A 17,460-nucleotide genomic window follows, 5' to 3' on the forward strand; every position below is an offset into this window, starting at 1 on the left:
CCGAAATACTCATCATTTTACTAATTTGTTATTCCTCTATTTTAAACTGTTCAACCAATCTTTCTAAGTCTCTCATATGCTCCGTCAAACTTTCCATCGTATGAGCTACCTTTTCTAGATGACTCACTTGAGATTCAGTTGCAGCATTTACTTCTTCCGAAACAGCTGCGCTTTCTTGACTTGTACTAGCAATTGTATGCATTACCGTTGTAATTTCTCCTTGCTCGTAACCGATGTTATGTACCTCTTCTACAATTTGTTCGACTGAAGTACTAATTGTATTTACAACTGACATAATTGTGCGGAATTCCGTTTCTGCCTCTGTCGTAACTTTATTTTGTATATCTGCAATATCTTTTAATTTACTTATAACCTCTACAACTCGTTTTACCTCTACTTGTACATCGCCAATCATCGTTGCGATTTCTCCTGTCGCCTCTTTCGATTGTTCCGCTAACTTTCGAACTTCTTCGGCAACAACAGCAAAGCCTTTACCTTGTTCCCCTGCACGCGCCGCCTCAATCGAAGCATTTAAAGCAAGTAAATTCGTTTGATCCGAAATACCTTTTATAAGCTCTACAACATTTTGAATCGATCCAACTCTTTGCTCTAACTTTCCGGATGCTTCCTCTGTATGAACAACAATCGAAGATGATTGGCCCCTTGTACGAACTAAATTACGCATCGTATTTAATCCTTGCTTAGATGCCTCTTCAGCTTTGCCAGCCACACCTTTTATTTCACCAACCGAATTATTCATTTGTTCCACTGACTGCGCCATATTCTCGAGTTGCTCTGAAACTTCATCTACACTATTAGCAAGAGTAGAAGCTCCTCCGCTCACATCATCCATTGCACCTGATACTTCTCTACTAGCTGCTACAGTTTCATTCGTTAAATAATGTAGATTATTCGTTGATTGTTGCACTGTTGATACACTATTTTTAATTTTACTTACCATTTCATTCATTTGCTCAACCATATGATTAAAATGATTCGTCAGCTCTCCAACTTCATCCTTACTTGTCACTTTCATTTGCAACGTTAAGTCACCTTCTGCTACTTTTTGAACGTGATTTGTTAATAGTTGCAATGGTCTTGCTAATCTTCTTGAGAACAAGTATGAAGCTGCGATTCCAACTAATAAACTAATACATGCCATTATAAGGACTGTATTTCTCATACTATTTAATAGCCCATCAATCGTTTCTTTCGGATAAAAAATTCCTATTTTCCATTTCATCAAATCAAATGACTGGCTATAAACAACTACATCTTCACCTTTTAATGTAGTGACAGCATATTTTGTTACCTCTTTATTTAAACTCTTCACAAGTGGCTCTTTCGAAACATCTTTCCCTATTTTCTCTGGGTAAACAAGAGCCATACTTTTATCATTTATAATAAACATTTCTCCGCCATTATTGTATTGAATATTATGAAGTAACTTCTGAATTGTTCCGAGCGATACATCCATCGCAACAACACCTAACACAGATCCATCTTGAGCTGTAATTGCTTTAGAAACTCCCACACTTAACTTACCTGTTGCAATTTCATACATAGGTTGTCCCCAGTGAACCTTTTTCACATCAGCTTCTGATTCTTTATACCATTGTCTTGTCGTTGGATCATATCCTTCTGGCACTTGTCCACCTTCAGCAAGATTGGCACTTAATGTTTTTTTATCTTTCGTACCAATATATAAGTCTAAAATACCAGGATGATTCTTTTTGTACTCTGAAAACTCTTTCGTCAAAAATGCTTCTTCTTCTGGAGTAACTCCGTCTTGAAGTATATTACGAACCATCTCACTGTTCGCATAATATCCCATATCTTCATCCGTTCTTTGAACAAATGTCGTAAGTTGCTCTGTCACAAGATCCATCGTATTTTGAGAATATTGGTCTAAGGAGCGCACTTCCTTCTCTTTCTGTAATTGATACATAGCTGTACCTAATATTACAAACATCATAGAAATAAGCACCGAAAATACTACCGCAATTTTTAAACGTAAACTTCTCAACATCTTCCCCCAAGCATCCCCTTCTCGTTGTATTGTAATCATATTAATCAATATATTAAGTATAATGGATAAAATTAAAAAATTGAAATTAATTCTCATCTCAATCTGAGTAGAAAACCTACTACCACTTGTGCAAAAACAAATAGTTCATTATCCTTAAGCTATATCATCTCATTCGTTCGGAGGGAACTATGTTACAAAAATTCGGTTTCTCACAATATGAAAGCCAAGCTTATGAAGTTGTCGTATCAAGCAATGAACCATTAGATGCTACAACAATTGTGAAGCATTCTGGTGTTCCAAAAGCAAAAATATATGAAGTGCTAGCACGCCTGATTGATAAAGGAATGGTAATGGATTCTGTTTCAGAAAAGAAAAAATTGTATACAGCATTACCACTAAAGCTCGCAATTGAAAAATTAACGACAGAATTTCAATCAAACATTAAAGAATTAGAAACGAATATATCAAAAAAATCATTTACAGATGACCGTGTGTGGAGCTTAAAAATGCAATCTTCTATTCGAGTTCAAAGTAAAGAACTCATCGAAAGTGCAAAAGAATCAATTCGCATTTCAGCTTGGAATGACACTCTTTCAGAATACCTTCCTTCACTAGAAGAAAAAGCAAAACAAGGCGTCAAACTCGAGTCCCTTATAGTTGGAAAAGTAGAAACAGACTTAGAAAACATGCATTTTCTAATCCCAACTGAAGAACCTAACGCATTAGAACGCTACTTGCTACTCATCGTTGACGACCGCGAAATTTTATTTGCTGGTGTAGAGCAAGAGTCATGGCAAGCGATGAAAACAATGTCGCAACCTTTCGTAAAGTTCTTTACAGAATTTTTCTATCACGACGTTGCACTTGCAAAAATTACAGAAAAGCATCTGGATCTCTTCATGCAAGATGAGGAAATTAAGAGTTTGTTGAGGAAGTTAAGATACTAAAAAAACGCCTCTATTACAAGGCGTTTTTTTCTACATTTCTTTTCTATTTTTCATCCTTAATATATAAGCACCAGCAATAATAAAACCAATTCCTAAAACGAATAAAGCCGTAAATTCATTGCCGACGCCGCCAGTAGCTGGTAAACGCACTTCATTATGAGTATTATGTTGTTGCATCGGCTTCACATCAGCGGAAGGTTTCACTTCTCCACTCGGTGTTGGCTTATTTGGCTTAGAAGGAAGTGATGCCTTTTCTTCTTTCTTATTTTTCACAATATGTTTAATAATTTCTCCATCCTCTTTTATTTCAAATGAGAATGTCTCTTCATTTATTACATATCCATTCGGCGCTATTGTTTCTTTATACGTGTACTTTCCATATGGTAGTTTGAATTTTGCTATACCTTGCTCATCCGTTTTCCCTTTTACTACTTCTTTCCCTTGTTCGTTGTAGATTGTAAACTCTGCATTTGGCAGTTTCGTATTCCCATCCGCTACATCTACTTTCGTTATTTCTAAATCACCTTCTACTTTCTTATCTTGAACGATATGTTTAATAATTTCTCCATTCTCTTTTATTTCAAATGCAAATGTCTCTTCATTTATTACATATCCATTCGGTGCTATCGTTTCTTTATACGTGTACTTTCCGTATGGTAGTTTAAATTTCGCTATACCTTGCTCATTTGTTTTTCCTTTTACTACTTCTTTTCCCTGTTCATTATAAATTGTAAACTCTGCATTTGGCAGTTTCGTATTCCCATCCGCTACATCTACTTTTGTTATTTCTAGTTCACCTTCTACTTTTTTATCTTGAACGATATGTTTAATAATTTCTCCATTCTCTTTTATTTCAAATGCAAACGTCTCTTCACTTATTACATATCCATTCGGTGCTATTGTTTCTTTATACGTGTACTTTCCGTATGGTAGTTTAAATTTCGCTACACCTTTTTCATCCGTTTTCCCTTTTACTACTTCTTTCCCTTGTTCGTTGTAGATTGTAAACTCTGCATTTGGTAATTTTGTATTCCCATCCGCTATATTTACTTTCGTTATTTCTAGTTCACCTTTTATATTTTCATTTTTCAACTCTAATACAGCAGTTTCACCAGTTTTCACTTCAATTTTTTTAATACTTCCGTCTAACACATATCCAGCTGGCGCTTGAATTTCTTTGACGCTATATATACCGATTGGAAGATTCCCTAGCTCCGCAATCCCCTTATCATTAGTCATGACATTTTGTTTAAAGTTTTCATTAGAAACTTCAAACACCGCTCCTTTTAATAATTCCTTTTTTTCTCCTAATTTCATAATCTTTAAAGAGCCTACTGATTCCCAATTTACAACTAAATCTGTACTGATTTTCTCACTATTTCTTTGTAACAATACCGTTGTATTTTGAACTTTTTCTGATCCTTTAAAAGCTATTGCTTGTAAATTTGTTAAAGTAGACTTCACTTTCATTTTAAAATTACCACTACTCGTATCTTTCGGGATTAATATTTTAAATTTTTCGTTAATTGATAATGTACTTTTTTCTTCTCCATTTTCATTTACAATTCGAAGCCCTTTAGGAGCATTTTCAGGAAGAATTGTATAAGAGCCAGAAACCGCATTTGTTTGCACTGCATAAAACCCTGTTTCTAAATAATCATCTTTTTGTGTAGCAGTTTGTGGATCTACAGGGTTAACTTTAAAGAATACATCTTGTGATCCAGTTTCTTTTTTTGAAGCCTCTACTAAACGCTTCATAAGATTATGTACTCGTTCATTTTTTGCAACTAAATCTTCTACCGTTAATTCATTTGCTGCAATCCATACCGCTAATTGTGTAGCATAATGTGCTTCTTCCGTCGTCGCTACCTCTAATTCAGATGGGCTTTTTTGAGGATATCCATTTAATAAAACACGATATACGGCATCAGATGTCTTCCCCATTTCAGGCAAATCATCTCCATTTGGAGAACGCAAATCAGGCGTTAAACAATACGCAATACTACCCGAAGCCGTTTTAATTATTTCTGTTTTTATTTCACGCTGTTTCGAATTACTATAACTCCAATCCATTTTATATGTTTCTCTGTTCATTACCTCTGCCTTTACTTGTGGCATTGCAATTCCTAATAAAATAATAAGAGCGCTTAAAAAACTAAACCATTTACCTACCATCTTTCGTTTCATTCTCTCCACCACCATATATAAATTTCTGCATGAAGCAATCTTACTGTTTCATTGTACTTATAGTGAAAAAAAGAGAATAGGTGGTTTTTTTGTAGTATCTTGTCGAATTATTGAGAAAGTTCCAAAGTAATAAGCAACCTTTAAATTATTTGCTCTCATGCTGCTATTGACAAATGAATATTACATATTTTAAATTTCCAAAAAATAAAAAAGCACTTTATAAGTGCCTTCATAACTTACGAGAAACAAATTTTAAACGAATACATATTACTTATCTTTTTCCTTTATCTCCGTCAACAGCTCAATAATTTTCTCATTTTGCTCCACTTGTTTCTCTGAATTTTGATAGATGAAACGGACCCACCTTAATACAACAACAACTATCAATATCGGTAGTAGAGCAATTATCATGCCAAATACCGAGAAATTAGACATCATTCTCCATCACCTCGCTACATACAACTTTCTCCATCCACCTACTAAAACCTGCAATTTTTTACAAATAAAAAAGAACCTATCAAACGATAGATTCTTCTTTTGCAAACTGAGCAGAACGTCCTCTCGTAATCGAGAAAATTGCACAAAGTAGTGCTAATATAATAAAGCCGCCACCTACCCAAGCATTATATATAACAGATGATTTCTCAATAACAACTCCGCCTACTGTTGAACCGAGAGCAATCCCTAAGTGAAGCGCAGAGTTATTTAAACTTTGCTGAATACCAGCTGATTCTGGTGCAATTTCAATTAAATAATTTTGTTGTGCTGGTGAAATAGCCCAGCTAAGCATACTCCAAATTCCCATCATAATAATGAACAGCGGGAATGAAAATGTCATCATTGGCAATATGAAGATCGCACACGCAAATACGATAATAATTGAAATAATACTTTTCTTCGATCCCCATTTATCAGCAAGCAAGCCCCCAAGGCCGCCTCCAAGTACCGCTGCAATTCCGAAAATGAAGTAAAATACACTAATCCAATTTGCCTCAACATGCATCACATCTTTTAAAAATGGTGTTAAATATGCATATAGTGTTAAATGACCCGTTAAAAATAAGAATGACGTTAACTGTGCACTGACAATTTTTTTATCTTTTAACGTAGCGATTTGCTCTCTTATCGATAGCACTGATGTTGGTGGTACTTTCGTTAAGAATAATGAAATACATGCGAGTGCCATTACTGTTAAGATCGAAATGAGTACAAATGGTGCACGCCATCCATATGCATTTCCGAGTACAAGGCCAAGCGGTACTCCAAGTACAAGTGAACCACTAATCCCCATGAAGATGATTCCAATTGCACGCGCACGAAAATGTGGTTCTACAACGCTAGAAGCAAGTGTTACTGACAGTGCAATAATAAGCGAACCACTCGCCGCACAAATAACCCTTGAGAACATTAACATCCCATAATTCACACTAAATGCTGAAATAATATTTCCGATTAAGAAAATTGATAATGCCCCAATGTATAATCTTTTTCTTTCGAATTTTCCAGTTATCGCCAATAAAACCGGACCTGATAAAGCAAATACTACTGAAAATATTGTTATAAGCTGACCAGCTGCACTAATAGATACTCCTAAATCATTGGCAACTAGATCGAGCGTTCCTCCTATAATTAGCTCAACCGTTCCGACTACGAAAGCCGCGATAGCTAAAATATACACACGAAAATTCAAGTCTTTCCCCACGCTTTCTTTTTTTGGTTACTACGACTATAGTAACCAAAAAAGAAATTGAACACAAGTACAATTTTTTTACAATAAAAAAACAGGCGTATCATACGCCTGCCTTCTAATTATTAAACACTAGTTTTGTTCTTCTTATTTAAATACCAATATACCGGGAGTCCAGTAAAGACAATTCCAATTGATAAGAAACAACTTACCGGATCATTAATAATCGCACTTCCAAGTACAAACAATGATCCTAAAATCGCAACGATTGGTACAATCGGGAATAACGGTACACTGTATGCACGCTCTTTATTCTTGTTACGTTTTCTTAAAATGAAGACACCAATAAACGTCATTACATAGAAAATATAAATAATGAATACGGAAATCTCAGATAGCTTATTCGGATCACTAATAACCATTAAAATAATTCCTAAAATGATTTCAACAGTAATCGCATTTGCTGGTGTTTTAAATCTTGGACTTTCCTTTGCGATAAACTTAGAAAACGGAAGGTGTCCACGCTCTGCCATAGACATCGGAATACGTGGGAACGTTAAAATCTTTCCATTTAAACAACCGAAAATAGAAACGATAATACCGATACTAATGATTTTCCCGCCATATTCTCCAAGTAGCATGCCCGCAGCTGTCGCTGTTGCATTCTCTCCAAGGTCTACAATTTTCGCTGCTGGTAACACATTTAATAATGCCAAGTTAATTAGTACGTAAGAAGCCGTTACAATTAAAATCCCAACTGTCATCGCTTTCGGTAATAGCTTTGTTGGATTCTTCATTTCTCCGCCAATCGAAGCAAGTAGAATCCAGCCGTCATAAGCAAATAATGTTGCTAAAATTGCCATACCGATACTTTGATTTTCTGATATCGGCACTACTACATTAAAGATATCGCTATTTCCTTTCCAAAAACCTAACACAACAATTAATACGATTGGAATCATCTTTCCAATTGTCGTAACCGTTTGGACGATACCTCCATATTTTGTTCCCATACTATTTACAACGCCAAGGAACACAACTGTTCCAATAGCAATTGGTAAATTCCATACTTTATCTAAATAGAAAAAATTAATCATTAAAGAACTAAAGTACAATCCTAATGTTCCAATAATAGCTGGTCCATAAACAATTGTTTGCATCCAGCCTGATAAATATCCCCAAAAACTTCCGTAAATCTCCTCTAAATACGTATACAACCCACCATTTTTCGGGATTTGCGCTCCAATTTCGGCTACTGTTAAACCACTTGCTAACGTCAACAGACCACCAATTACCCAAGCAAGAATAGCCATATTAGAACTCCCCGAGTAATCTAATACGCTCCCTGGCTTCATAAACACACCAGATCCAATAATCGTTCCTACTACGATAGAAAGTGCTACTGTTAAACCAATTTTGTTCTTCTCATCATGATGCATGCTGCGTATCCTCCTTCCAATTCTAGTGTGATGCAAAAATGAAATAAAAAAACACTCCTCCCTAAAAAAGGGACGAGTGTTATATTCGTGGTTCCACCCTTGTTTCAATTCGTAAAGTAACATACTTCACCAATTTCTCAAGTCTAAATAACGGTTTTTGCCGGCAAGCAATTACTAGGTATCCGTTCACTGCTGCAGTTCAGAGGTGGTAATCCATTTTTCCGTATTAGGAAGCTCACAGCCAAAGGCTTCCCTCTCTGAGAATCGTAAAAAATTGATCATGTCCTCATCATCACTTCTTGATGTCGAATTTTGTAGTTATTGTTCATTATATTGAATTGTTAGAAAAAATCAATATATTTTTTTATATAACATAAGAAATGTTTCTCTTCTTATATTATAACAGAAGCTATAATATTTCTCTAATTCCCCAGTATCTTTGGAACAGCGTAGCGGTAAAAATTATCTCAGCGATTTTCAAAATATATCGATTTACCAACAAAAAACGACAATAAGTAAGAGGAGACTTTCTAAAAGAAAGTCTCCTCACATACATACCTTCCGGTTGCCCACACGGAAGATACGACTTTACTCAATTATTTCTCATCTTTTTTCATAAAAAATTTACCCCGCATTAACGGGCAGTAAAACTTCCACCTTAAAATCCAGCGAATACAAGGATGAAGTTGGAATATTAACTGCCCGTAAAAGCCCGATTGGTTCAACTAATAATCAGTGGAAATGCACCACTGATTAAAGTTTCACTTTATGGTGCGGTAAATCAACGTTCAATTCCTCTAATTGTTTCTTTTCATTCTCTAAAATCGCTTTTGCTTTTTCTTTCGTTGTCTCATCTAATCCCGCAAAGATGTCTTCATGCTTCTCTTTCTCTGGAAGTTCCACACCTAGTTTTGTTAATTCTTCTTTTGCTTGCTTATGTGTTAATTTCCCGGATTTTTCTTGTTCAAAAATAGACTTTGCTTTTGCTTTTGTTGCTTCATCTAAGTCAGCAAGCATGTCTTTACGCTTACCTTTCTCTGGAAGTTTCACACCTAGCTTTGTTAATTCTTCTTTTGCTTGTTTACGTGTTAATTTGCCGGATTTCTCTTGCTCTAAAATTGATTTTGCTTTTTCTTTTGTTGCTTCGTCTAAGTTAGCAAACATGTCTCCATGCTTACCCTTCTCTGGGAACTTCACGCCTAGTTTTGTTAATTCCTCTTTTGCTTGTTCACGTGTTAATTTGCCGGATTTCTCTTGCTCTAAAATTGATTTTGCTTTTTCTTTTGTTGCTTCGTCTAAGTTAGCAAACATGTCTCCATGCTTACCCTTCTCTGGGAACTTCACGCCTAGCTTTGTTAATTCTTCTTTTGCTTGTTCACGTGTTAATTTACCGGATTTCTCTTGCTCTAAAATTGATTTCGCTTTTTCTTTTGTTTGATCATCTAATCCCGCAAACATATCTTTACGTTTTTCTTTCTCTGGAAGCTTTACACCTAACTCCTTCAACTGTTTCTTTGTATCGTCCATAATCGTTTTTACTTTTTGTTTTGTAGCGTCATCTAAATCTTTTTTCGCCGTTTTTGTAGACTGCTCAGCTGCTTGAGTATCCGTTGCCGCGAATGCCGGAATACCGACTCCTCCAATGATTCCGAATGATAAAGCACCTGCAATCGCTAAATACCCAACTGTTTTCTTCTTCATAGGAAATTTCCTCCTTCATATTTCTAAAGCATGTACACTTTCGTATACAATTCCTATAGTAATGTCGGTTTCTTAACATTTCCTTAACGACTTAACAAAAAAACGCCGCTCATCCCGAGCGGCGTTGTTCTAAGCTTTTTGTAATTGTAATTCTTCACGTTCCATTATTCTTCTTAATACAATTGTTTGTGTCATTGTAAATAAATTACCCGTTATCCAGTACAACACAAGTCCTGATGGCGCCGCAAATCCCATAAATAAAATCATTGCTGGCATCATAATTTGCTGCACTTTCAGCATCTGTACTTGTTCTCCAGCTGTAATATTAGATTGGAAAACTTTCATCTGAATAAATGTCGTTAACGCTGCGATAATCGGTAATATATGATAAGGATCTGCATGTCCTAAGTTTACCCATAAAAATGAAGATGTACGGATCTCTTCTGTTCGGCTAATCGCATAATACAAAGCAGAGAAAATCGGCATTTGTATTAATAGTGGCCAGCAACCAGCTAGTGGATTCCAACCGCCTGATTTCATTAGTTCCGACATTTCCTTTTGATACTGCTTTTGTTTTTCAAGATCTTTACCCACATCACCGTATTTTTGTTTCAGCTTCTGCAGTTCAGGTTGCATTTTCTTCATTTTCGCTTGACTACGATATTGTGAAACAGCTAATGGAATCATGGCTGAACGAATAACGAGCGTCATAATAATGATAGCAATCCCGAAGCTAGCTCCTGGTATGTGATGAGCAACAAATTGAATCATAAACGAGATTGGATATACGAAATAATGATCCCAAATTCCCGTACTATGTGCATCAATTGGGGCTGCATTACTGCAACCAGATAAAACAAAAACAAGTAATAATGATAAACTAACGAGCACAGCTCGGTATGATTTTAACATGTTCATTCCTCCAATGTTTCGTAATTATTTAGCGAAACATTGGTGTATACGGACCGACCTCGTCATTCTCTTCACTGGATTCTTGTCTGCGCACAGAACGAATCATTCCATATTTATAAAAAATAGAGAAAAGCGTTACATTACCAGTACCCTCTTCACACGTATTAACTAGTTTAAAAGCTCTTTGTCTACCGCTTGATGCTTGCTGACGCACAAAGCGAGAAACATTAGCAAGGAAGAAAACTTCTAATAAACAAAGTGCTGTCGTTACAAACGATATATATAGAATTGCATCCTGCAATAAAAATTCCATCGCTTCACATCCTTAATAAGGTCATTTTAGCACATTCAACAAACATTCTCTATTTCCTTTTATCGTCAAAAAAGTATTTTGCATATTTTCTCAAGAAAACTATGCTAAAAAACTAATGTATTCGCTTTCTTTAGTATATTCACACGTATCCTTGTATAGGTTTAATTTGTTAGAAATTTATAAAATTTTCGCATTATAATAAAACTATTGCCAGTTTTTGAAAAAACCTTTATTCTCTTCTTGTAATCAAAAATGAATATGGAGATGAAACATACTATGGGTCAACTAGGAGACGCCGATTACGTTCCCGACACCGCCTTTTTATCCTTCCCAGCAGCTAAAACATTTCACTTAGAATTTATCATACAGTTGGTTGTTATTTTCGTAGCCTCTATTTTGTATGCAATTTCTATGAATATGTTCTTTATCCCGCATAACATGATTAGCGGTGGCTTCGCTGGTGTAGGGATGATTATCGGTTATTTAATGCACTACAATATCGGTGCACTTATCTTTTTACTAAACATTCCTCTTCTTATTTTAAGTCACTTTTACTTAGGCAAGAAGACAACCTTTTTAACAGCGTACTTTGTAGCTATATCATCGTTAGCGATGAACATTATCCCTGTACACCAAGTTTCAGACGATATTTTACTGTCTTCTGTATTTGGTGGTGTAATCTGCGGAGCAGCTTCCGGAATCATATTCCGATTTGCTTCTTCAACAGGTGGCTTTGATGTTGTTGGATTGATTGTAGCGAAACATCGAGATATTTCAATTGGAGCAATCATCTTTGGATTCAACTTAATCTTACTTGTTGCAGCAGGATTTATTTTCGGATGGGATATTACGCTTTATACGTTAATTAGCCGGTTTGTAGTCAGCAAAGTTATCGATGCTGTGCATACGAAACATATTAAATTAACGATAATGACAGTTACAGAAAAAGGCGAGGAAATAAAAAGCGCACTATTGCATCACGGCATACGCGGGGTGACAATGGTAGATGCTGTCGGCGGCTATACAAACCATAAGAAAAAAATGATTTACACTGTCGTGACTCGCTATGAGTTAGGCGAAATGAAACGTATTATCCGTCAAGTGGATAACAAAGCATTCATGAACATTACTGAAACAGTTGAAATTGTCGGCCGTTTCAAACGCATATAAAAAAGGTTAATACATGAAAGGGCATAACATATTAGTCATATATAATATGTTATGCCCTTTGTTATTCAACTAACGCACCCTTTAGCATAATAAAATCACGAAGTTTATTACTACAAATCGGAGGATAGCATTCCGTATACAATACTATCTGTCCATTCATTTTTACTCCAAAAATCTTGTATGAAATGGGCTTCCTTTCTCATGCCTATTCGTTCACACAATTTTTGTGAAGCTGTATTACGTGCATCAAGATTAGCTTGTATACGATGTACATAAAATTCATTAAATAATTTAAATACCAAACTACTTACTGCTTCTGTTGCCAAACCTCTCCCAGCTACTTCATTTGAAAAACTATAACCAATCTCAACAGTGTCTTTCATATTTGTGTACCATACGGATAAATCACCAACTACTTTAGTCTTGTATATAACTGCCAAACTTAATATTGATTCTTCAGTAAGTACATTGTTTGCTAGCTTCTTATTAAATCTTTTCTGCATGTCTTCATGAGTCCACTTATTATGTAATAGGAACTTACATGTATCATCATTATTATAAATAGCAAATACATCCTGTAAATCAGTACTCTTAAAAGGTCTAATTATTAATCTTTCTGTTGTGATCTCCAAGTTAGCTCTCCTCCCTTACATTCATGCTACAAAACATTTTTTATAGTATGTAAGCCTCCTTCTTAGATCTCACCTTGATTACATATTTCATCATAATAAATTAAAATCCTTCTTCCACTAAACCGCATTGTTAGTGGTATTTCCTTGCGATTTTTATTTTTTACACTTATTACAAAATCAGATAATTCTATTATTGTGGCCCTAAATGTGTTATAATGAAAGCAGACTCACAAAAAAAGAGTATATAGACTTGGAAGTTTCTCTTATTTTTACAAGCAAAAAGAAACGAGCAGTCAGGTATATTTCAAACACCATACACGTAACGGTTTAAAAAACCGATCATCTTAGTTATTCTTCCATGATCTTTTTATAAAAAGATACGTACAACTAAAATTCACTTCAATATACTATACCTACCTTTTTGACTTCCAAATCATCTTATTACATAAGGAGATGAACATATGAATCAATATATAAGATATACAATAGCTGTCCTGTTTGCTATTATCGGCGGAACAATCTGCTTCTGGACAAACACTCAGCTTGGAGAGAATATCATTTTTAATGGAATCGAAACGCTTGTAAGCGCTTCAATTTTAGGTGGATACATTTACTTCCTCTTCAATCCAGAAGAAAATGCACAAAAAACAATGTTATTAACAATGATCGGAATCGTTGGCGGATGTATTTCCTACTCAATGACTAACTATACATTACCACTTCAATTAAGCTCAGCTTTCTTCCACGGTCTATGGACTTGGTTCATTGCATTCTGCCTAGCAGACGTATTCAACCTTTTACAAGACAATGAAGAAGAGAACGGTCGCCAAATTGAAAGTAACTCGTAAGCTGGAAGATACTCTTCCAGCTTTTTTAGATCGGTTTTCATACCCCTATTGGTATTTACTGAAATATATCAGCGATTTTTTTATTATATCGACGATTCGACACGGGATATCGACTTACCGACAATTTTCAGCAACCTATGTAGGCTCTATGCCCTGTCACTATAATAAAAAGAAGCTACCCTCACGGCAACTTCTTTTCTACATACCCCATCCGGTACTTACCGGAATATATCAACGATTTTTCAAATATATCGATTTCTCCACTTATATCAACGATTTTTTCATTATATCGACGTTTCGACACAGGTTATCGACTTACCGACACCCTTCGACACTCAAAACGCACAACATACCCTATCCCCCAAGCAACTTACTGCCGAACTCTACGATTAAAAAGATAACTAATAGGATTGCGAGTATCTTTAATGCTACATATGCTACTTTAAAAACAGCATAAATGAGCAAGACTATTAAAATAATCGTTAAAATTCCCATCTAGAATTCCTCCAAGCTTTGCTCTGCTTATCTTATTTTACTCGCCCCAGACTTTTTATGGAACGGCATAAGACGACATAGAAAAAAGAGGATACCTCACCCATCGTAAGATACCCTCTCTTTCAGCTGCTCAAACCATTCTCTCTCTAATTGTAAATATCCTATTTCACTCTTCTCGGCACTCTTTAATTCTTTGTCTGCTTTCCTCATATAAGTGTGGGACGCTTCCATATCGCCCTCTAAATATTTAACAATTCCTTGTGTGCGATAATACCCATGTAAGTCCACTTTTGTAATGGCCTTCCCATGTTCCTTCGCTTCTTGCAGAGAAAGACTATCCATCTGATAAAGAGCTTTATATAAAAGATACCAACTATGAAAACTACTAACAAAATATTTATTTTCTTTCGTGACAGAAAGTTGGGCGACTTGTTCTACATATAGTATTGCTCTTTCCATTCCCTTTTGATCCGATCGGGCAAGGAAGACGAGCATAAGTCCGCTCATGATCTCTCTTATATTTTTATTTTCTTTTATTTTATCTTCGCTAAGTTCTACTAATCTCTTATCCCAATCTTTCGGCCTCTTATAACTAAATAACTCACTCGATACTTGAATGTTATATACATGCTGCTTCGCCTTTTCATCATCTTTAATTAGAATAAGAAATTGCATACCATCGCTCATAAGCGTTCCTTTTATCGGCGCGATTGTAACCGCAAAAATTATAAAATGGAAAACAGAAAAATATAAAAGATATTGATAATAACTCACCATGTATATGTAACCAAAAGTAATACCAAATAGTAAACTTGTAATTGGTCCACCTAAAGTCATCCATGCCCATTTTTTTGAAAGGTTAGGTGTTACTATAGAAGGCGGTATTAACATTGCCACGCCTCCGAAGTACGCCCATAATTTATTTTCTCGAATGCGTACTTTTCCCCTCTCTTTTTGAACAGTAATAGGCCCTACTGTCATAAATTTAAATGTCAAACCACCTATTACGCCGAATACGACATGTCCTAACTCATGAATGATTACCACTGCCAGAAAAATCCCCAATAATGCCCATATATTCAACATTGTTTCTAATTTCCCAGTTCGGATCACTCCGTATAAAATGGACAGAATGAGCGCCACTGTCAGTGAACCAGCTGGCCTTCTTAAAATATCCACCTTTTTCTCCCCTTAATAAATCATTTTTCTATGCATTTCGTACATATATGTTCCAACATGTAATACCCAAACGAACGAAATCATAATGACCATAAAATAATCTTTCCCATCTAAAAGTGCATACACAATCGCCGCTAACCACGCACAGGCAAGTGTCATATTTGTATATTGGTATGCCTTATATCCCGCTTCATGAACAATTTGTTTTTGCCCCTCATCTGCATTCTTTGCCCACATTTCCATTGACTGAGAATACGTAACACTCTGTTCTGGATATAGAGCGTTATACCTTTTCCTCATTACAGATCCTAACCAAGTTATAGCAATAAAGCACACTGTAGATACCACAATACTTACACTAACAAAGAGCAAGTTTCCCTCACTTGTATACGTTCTATAAAAAGCGATAACTGAGCAAACAAACCATGATGGAATAACAATTTCCATTACTCGAAAATAAATAAGTGCTATTCCTAATCTTCGTCCCTTAACATTTTCTTCTTCATCTTTCGTTTGTGCGAGCGCTCTTGTACGCTTCCAAATATAATATATAGCTATTACGCCAAATAAACTCATCATGCCAATGCTAATAACAGGAGATATTTTACTAGTTCCCTCTGTTGCAATATCTCCTACTACATACCCTATAAATCCACCGCATACCGCTCCTACTAACAACTTCAGTATAGCCAAAATTTTCCCCTTTACTTTACTCTTCATCTCCATCTTCCCCCTCCACTAACGCAAATATTTCCTCCACCGGTACGTTGAAAATTTGTGCGATTTTTAGCGACAATACAATAGATGGTGCATAATCCCCGCGCTCAATTAAACTAATCGTTTGCCGTGATGATCCAATCGCTTTCCCTAAATCCCCTTGTGATAAACGATGCTTTGCTCGCAATTCCCTCACTCGATTTTGAAGCTTCATGTCTTCCCTCTTTTTCATTTATTTAATTAAAATTGTAAATAATATCCTTATTTTTGTCAATTATAATTGTCATTACGACTATAATAATTGACAAAAATAAAGATGTATTATGATGAAAATAACTTATATAATGAATGTGAAATATTAAACAAAGGAGGTTCCATATGAAGAAAACATCTACCTTTTCTTACGTTCTTACTAAGCTTACAGCAGCTTTATTATTATTATTATTACTTATTAGCACGCTTCTCTTAACAACTAGTCAACAAACATTATATAGTTTCTTAGCTGGATTACGAGAACTACTTTATGTTCCCTTCGCTCCTATTCTTGCGGCGTATGCAATTTTTTGTTCTATTTGCATCGATAAATTGAAATTAAAAACATATACAAGACTGAAGACATTATGCCTTTATATTTTTTGCGGCTATTTATTTTCTCTTCCATTCCTAATATTTAAAGAAGCTAGTCTAATACAGTTCTTGTTTCTCGGATCAATTGGAGCAGTGTGTTCTCTTTTTTTCTACTTATGTGCAGTTATAGCAACAAAACTTAAGTGGATACAATATGTCGTGCCAGGCATTATGCTTATTATATTTATCACAATCAACTTTATCGATCTAGAAAAGGTTGGAACATCAAAAGAACAATGGGTCGAAACAAAAACAGAAAACTCTTTCGAAGCATCTTTTCAACATTTTAGTGGTGAACATAAAGTCCCCATTGAACTAAAACGAGGTGACATATTAGAATTTACCATTGAATCACGAGCTGAAAATCCGGATGGCTACATGGGAGCCGTAAAAATGGCTAGTGAGTTTCAAGAGGAAGAAAATTATTTAGCTTCAAACGGTCCTAATACATACCAATTTGCAGCAATTAAGACGGGAACGTATTACATTATAGTTAATGGCAATAAGTTAAAAGGAAAGTTGAGAATAGATTGGAATATAAAATAAAAAGGCAGTGCGTCTGCACTGCCTTCCTAAA

General features: G+C 35.4%; 17 protein-coding genes and 1 other annotated feature. Of the genes, 4 read left to right on the top strand and 13 right to left on the bottom strand.

The features are described 5' to 3' along the window. Positions 1-28: 28 nt before the first annotated feature. Positions 29-2,029, bottom strand: coding sequence for a methyl-accepting chemotaxis protein (locus ACU8YW_RS24995; RefSeq protein WP_088608561.1), 2,001 nt, complete (start codon positions 2,027-2,029; stop codon positions 29-31). A gap of 188 nt (positions 2,030-2,217) precedes the next feature. Between ACU8YW_RS24995 and ACU8YW_RS25000 the strand changes: the two genes are divergently transcribed. Beyond that, on the top strand, positions 2,218-2,976 hold the full coding sequence (locus ACU8YW_RS25000; protein WP_087986003.1) for a TrmB family transcriptional regulator: 759 nt from the start codon (positions 2,218-2,220) through the stop codon (positions 2,974-2,976). A gap of 30 nt (positions 2,977-3,006) precedes the next feature. Here ACU8YW_RS25000 and ACU8YW_RS25005 read toward each other — a convergent pair whose 3' ends face one another. From ACU8YW_RS25005 to ACU8YW_RS25035, 7 genes are all read right to left on the bottom strand, one after another. Then, positions 3,007-5,163, bottom strand: a complete 2,157-nt coding sequence (locus ACU8YW_RS25005) for a SpaA isopeptide-forming pilin-related protein (protein WP_446894020.1) — start codon at positions 5,161-5,163, stop codon at positions 3,007-3,009. Positions 5,164-5,430: 267 nt separating this feature from the next. Next, the gene (locus tag ACU8YW_RS25010) at positions 5,431-5,601 is read right to left on the bottom strand and encodes a hypothetical protein (RefSeq protein ID WP_087986001.1); all 171 of its coding nucleotides are present in this window, start codon (positions 5,599-5,601) and stop codon (positions 5,431-5,433) included. A gap of 79 nt (positions 5,602-5,680) precedes the next feature. After that, a complete protein-coding gene (locus ACU8YW_RS25015) occupies positions 5,681-6,865 on the bottom strand; it encodes an MFS transporter (RefSeq protein WP_142291827.1) in 1,185 nt (394 codons plus the stop codon). Between the two features lie 110 nt (positions 6,866-6,975). Beyond that, positions 6,976-8,289, bottom strand: a complete 1,314-nt coding sequence (locus tag ACU8YW_RS25020; RefSeq protein WP_426934185.1) for an APC family permease — start codon at positions 8,287-8,289, stop codon at positions 6,976-6,978. Positions 8,290-8,354: 65 nt separating this feature from the next. Next, positions 8,355-8,591, bottom strand: a binding site (T-box leader). A gap of 451 nt (positions 8,592-9,042) precedes the next feature. After that, the gene (locus ACU8YW_RS25025; protein ID WP_426934184.1) at positions 9,043-9,990 is read right to left on the bottom strand and encodes a hypothetical protein; all 948 of its coding nucleotides are present in this window, start codon (positions 9,988-9,990) and stop codon (positions 9,043-9,045) included. 129 nt (positions 9,991-10,119) lie between these two features. Then, the gene (yidC, locus tag ACU8YW_RS25030) at positions 10,120-10,902 is read right to left on the bottom strand and encodes a membrane protein insertase YidC (protein ID WP_087981939.1); all 783 of its coding nucleotides are present in this window, start codon (positions 10,900-10,902) and stop codon (positions 10,120-10,122) included. A 28-nt stretch (positions 10,903-10,930) separates the two neighbouring features. Then, the gene (locus ACU8YW_RS25035) at positions 10,931-11,215 is read right to left on the bottom strand and encodes a hypothetical protein (RefSeq protein ID WP_000394932.1); all 285 of its coding nucleotides are present in this window, start codon (positions 11,213-11,215) and stop codon (positions 10,931-10,933) included. Between the two features lie 276 nt (positions 11,216-11,491). On the opposite strand from ACU8YW_RS25035, the gene ACU8YW_RS25040 reads away from it, so the two are divergent. Continuing rightward, the gene (locus tag ACU8YW_RS25040) at positions 11,492-12,385 is read left to right on the top strand and encodes a YitT family protein (RefSeq protein WP_000530033.1); all 894 of its coding nucleotides are present in this window, start codon (positions 11,492-11,494) and stop codon (positions 12,383-12,385) included. 110 nt (positions 12,386-12,495) lie between these two features. On the opposite strand, the gene ACU8YW_RS25045 is transcribed toward ACU8YW_RS25040, so the two are convergent. Next, positions 12,496-13,017, bottom strand: coding sequence for a GNAT family N-acetyltransferase (locus tag ACU8YW_RS25045; protein WP_088064748.1), 522 nt, complete (start codon positions 13,015-13,017; stop codon positions 12,496-12,498). Positions 13,018-13,478: 461 nt separating this feature from the next. Here ACU8YW_RS25045 and ACU8YW_RS25050 point away from each other — a divergent pair, with 461 nt between their 5' ends. Next, positions 13,479-13,865: a DUF3938 domain-containing protein gene (locus ACU8YW_RS25050; protein ID WP_001077775.1), complete on the top strand. Its 387-nt coding sequence runs from the start codon at positions 13,479-13,481 to the stop codon at positions 13,863-13,865. A 354-nt stretch (positions 13,866-14,219) separates the two neighbouring features. On the opposite strand, the gene ACU8YW_RS25055 is transcribed toward ACU8YW_RS25050, so the two are convergent. The 4 genes from ACU8YW_RS25055 to ACU8YW_RS25070 form a co-directional block, all read right to left on the bottom strand. Beyond that, positions 14,220-14,360: a DUF3985 family protein gene (locus ACU8YW_RS25055; protein ID WP_098094346.1), complete on the bottom strand. Its 141-nt coding sequence runs from the start codon at positions 14,358-14,360 to the stop codon at positions 14,220-14,222. Positions 14,361-14,456: 96 nt separating this feature from the next. After that, positions 14,457-15,539: a site-2 protease family protein gene (locus ACU8YW_RS25060; RefSeq protein ID WP_199695830.1), complete on the bottom strand. Its 1,083-nt coding sequence runs from the start codon at positions 15,537-15,539 to the stop codon at positions 14,457-14,459. 12 nt (positions 15,540-15,551) lie between these two features. Then, positions 15,552-16,265, bottom strand: coding sequence for a DUF3169 family protein (locus tag ACU8YW_RS25065; protein WP_137035352.1), 714 nt, complete (start codon positions 16,263-16,265; stop codon positions 15,552-15,554). Then, on the bottom strand, positions 16,249-16,470 hold the full coding sequence (locus ACU8YW_RS25070) for a helix-turn-helix transcriptional regulator (protein ID WP_087981953.1): 222 nt from the start codon (positions 16,468-16,470) through the stop codon (positions 16,249-16,251). Before ACU8YW_RS25070 ends, ACU8YW_RS25065 begins: the two co-directional genes overlap by 17 nt. 164 nt (positions 16,471-16,634) lie before the next feature. Here ACU8YW_RS25070 and ACU8YW_RS25075 point away from each other — a divergent pair, with 164 nt between their 5' ends. Further along, complete coding sequence (locus ACU8YW_RS25075; protein ID WP_097889589.1) at positions 16,635-17,429, top strand: hypothetical protein; 795 nt, start codon at positions 16,635-16,637, stop codon at positions 17,427-17,429. Positions 17,430-17,460 lie beyond the last annotated feature (31 nt).

The organism is Bacillus pretiosus, from assembly GCF_052947655.1.

Coding starts and splice junctions, on each gene's coding strand:
- ACU8YW_RS24995 (WP_088608561.1), bottom strand. CDS start 2,029: ATGTTGAGAAGTTTACGTTTAAAAATTGCGGTAGTATTTTCGGTGCTT.
- ACU8YW_RS25000 (WP_087986003.1), top strand. CDS start 2,218: ATGTTACAAAAATTCGGTTTCTCACAATATGAAAGCCAAGCTTATGAA.
- ACU8YW_RS25005 (WP_446894020.1), bottom strand. CDS start 5,163: ATGAAACGAAAGATGGTAGGTAAATGGTTTAGTTTTTTAAGCGCTCTT.
- ACU8YW_RS25010 (WP_087986001.1), bottom strand. CDS start 5,601: ATGATGTCTAATTTCTCGGTATTTGGCATGATAATTGCTCTACTACCG.
- ACU8YW_RS25020 (WP_426934185.1), bottom strand. CDS start 8,289: ATGCATCATGATGAGAAGAACAAAATTGGTTTAACAGTAGCACTTTCT.
- ACU8YW_RS25025 (WP_426934184.1), bottom strand. CDS start 9,990: ATGAAGAAGAAAACAGTTGGGTATTTAGCGATTGCAGGTGCTTTATCA.
- yidC (WP_087981939.1), bottom strand. CDS start 10,902: ATGTTAAAATCATACCGAGCTGTGCTCGTTAGTTTATCATTATTACTT.
- ACU8YW_RS25035 (WP_000394932.1), bottom strand. CDS start 11,215: ATGGAATTTTTATTGCAGGATGCAATTCTATATATATCGTTTGTAACG.
- ACU8YW_RS25040 (WP_000530033.1), top strand. CDS start 11,492: ATGGGTCAACTAGGAGACGCCGATTACGTTCCCGACACCGCCTTTTTA.
- ACU8YW_RS25050 (WP_001077775.1), top strand. CDS start 13,479: ATGAATCAATATATAAGATATACAATAGCTGTCCTGTTTGCTATTATC.
- ACU8YW_RS25055 (WP_098094346.1), bottom strand. CDS start 14,360: ATGGGAATTTTAACGATTATTTTAATAGTCTTGCTCATTTATGCTGTT.
- ACU8YW_RS25065 (WP_137035352.1), bottom strand. CDS start 16,265: ATGGAGATGAAGAGTAAAGTAAAGGGGAAAATTTTGGCTATACTGAAG.
- ACU8YW_RS25070 (WP_087981953.1), bottom strand. CDS start 16,470: ATGAAGCTTCAAAATCGAGTGAGGGAATTGCGAGCAAAGCATCGTTTA.
- ACU8YW_RS25075 (WP_097889589.1), top strand. CDS start 16,635: ATGAAGAAAACATCTACCTTTTCTTACGTTCTTACTAAGCTTACAGCA.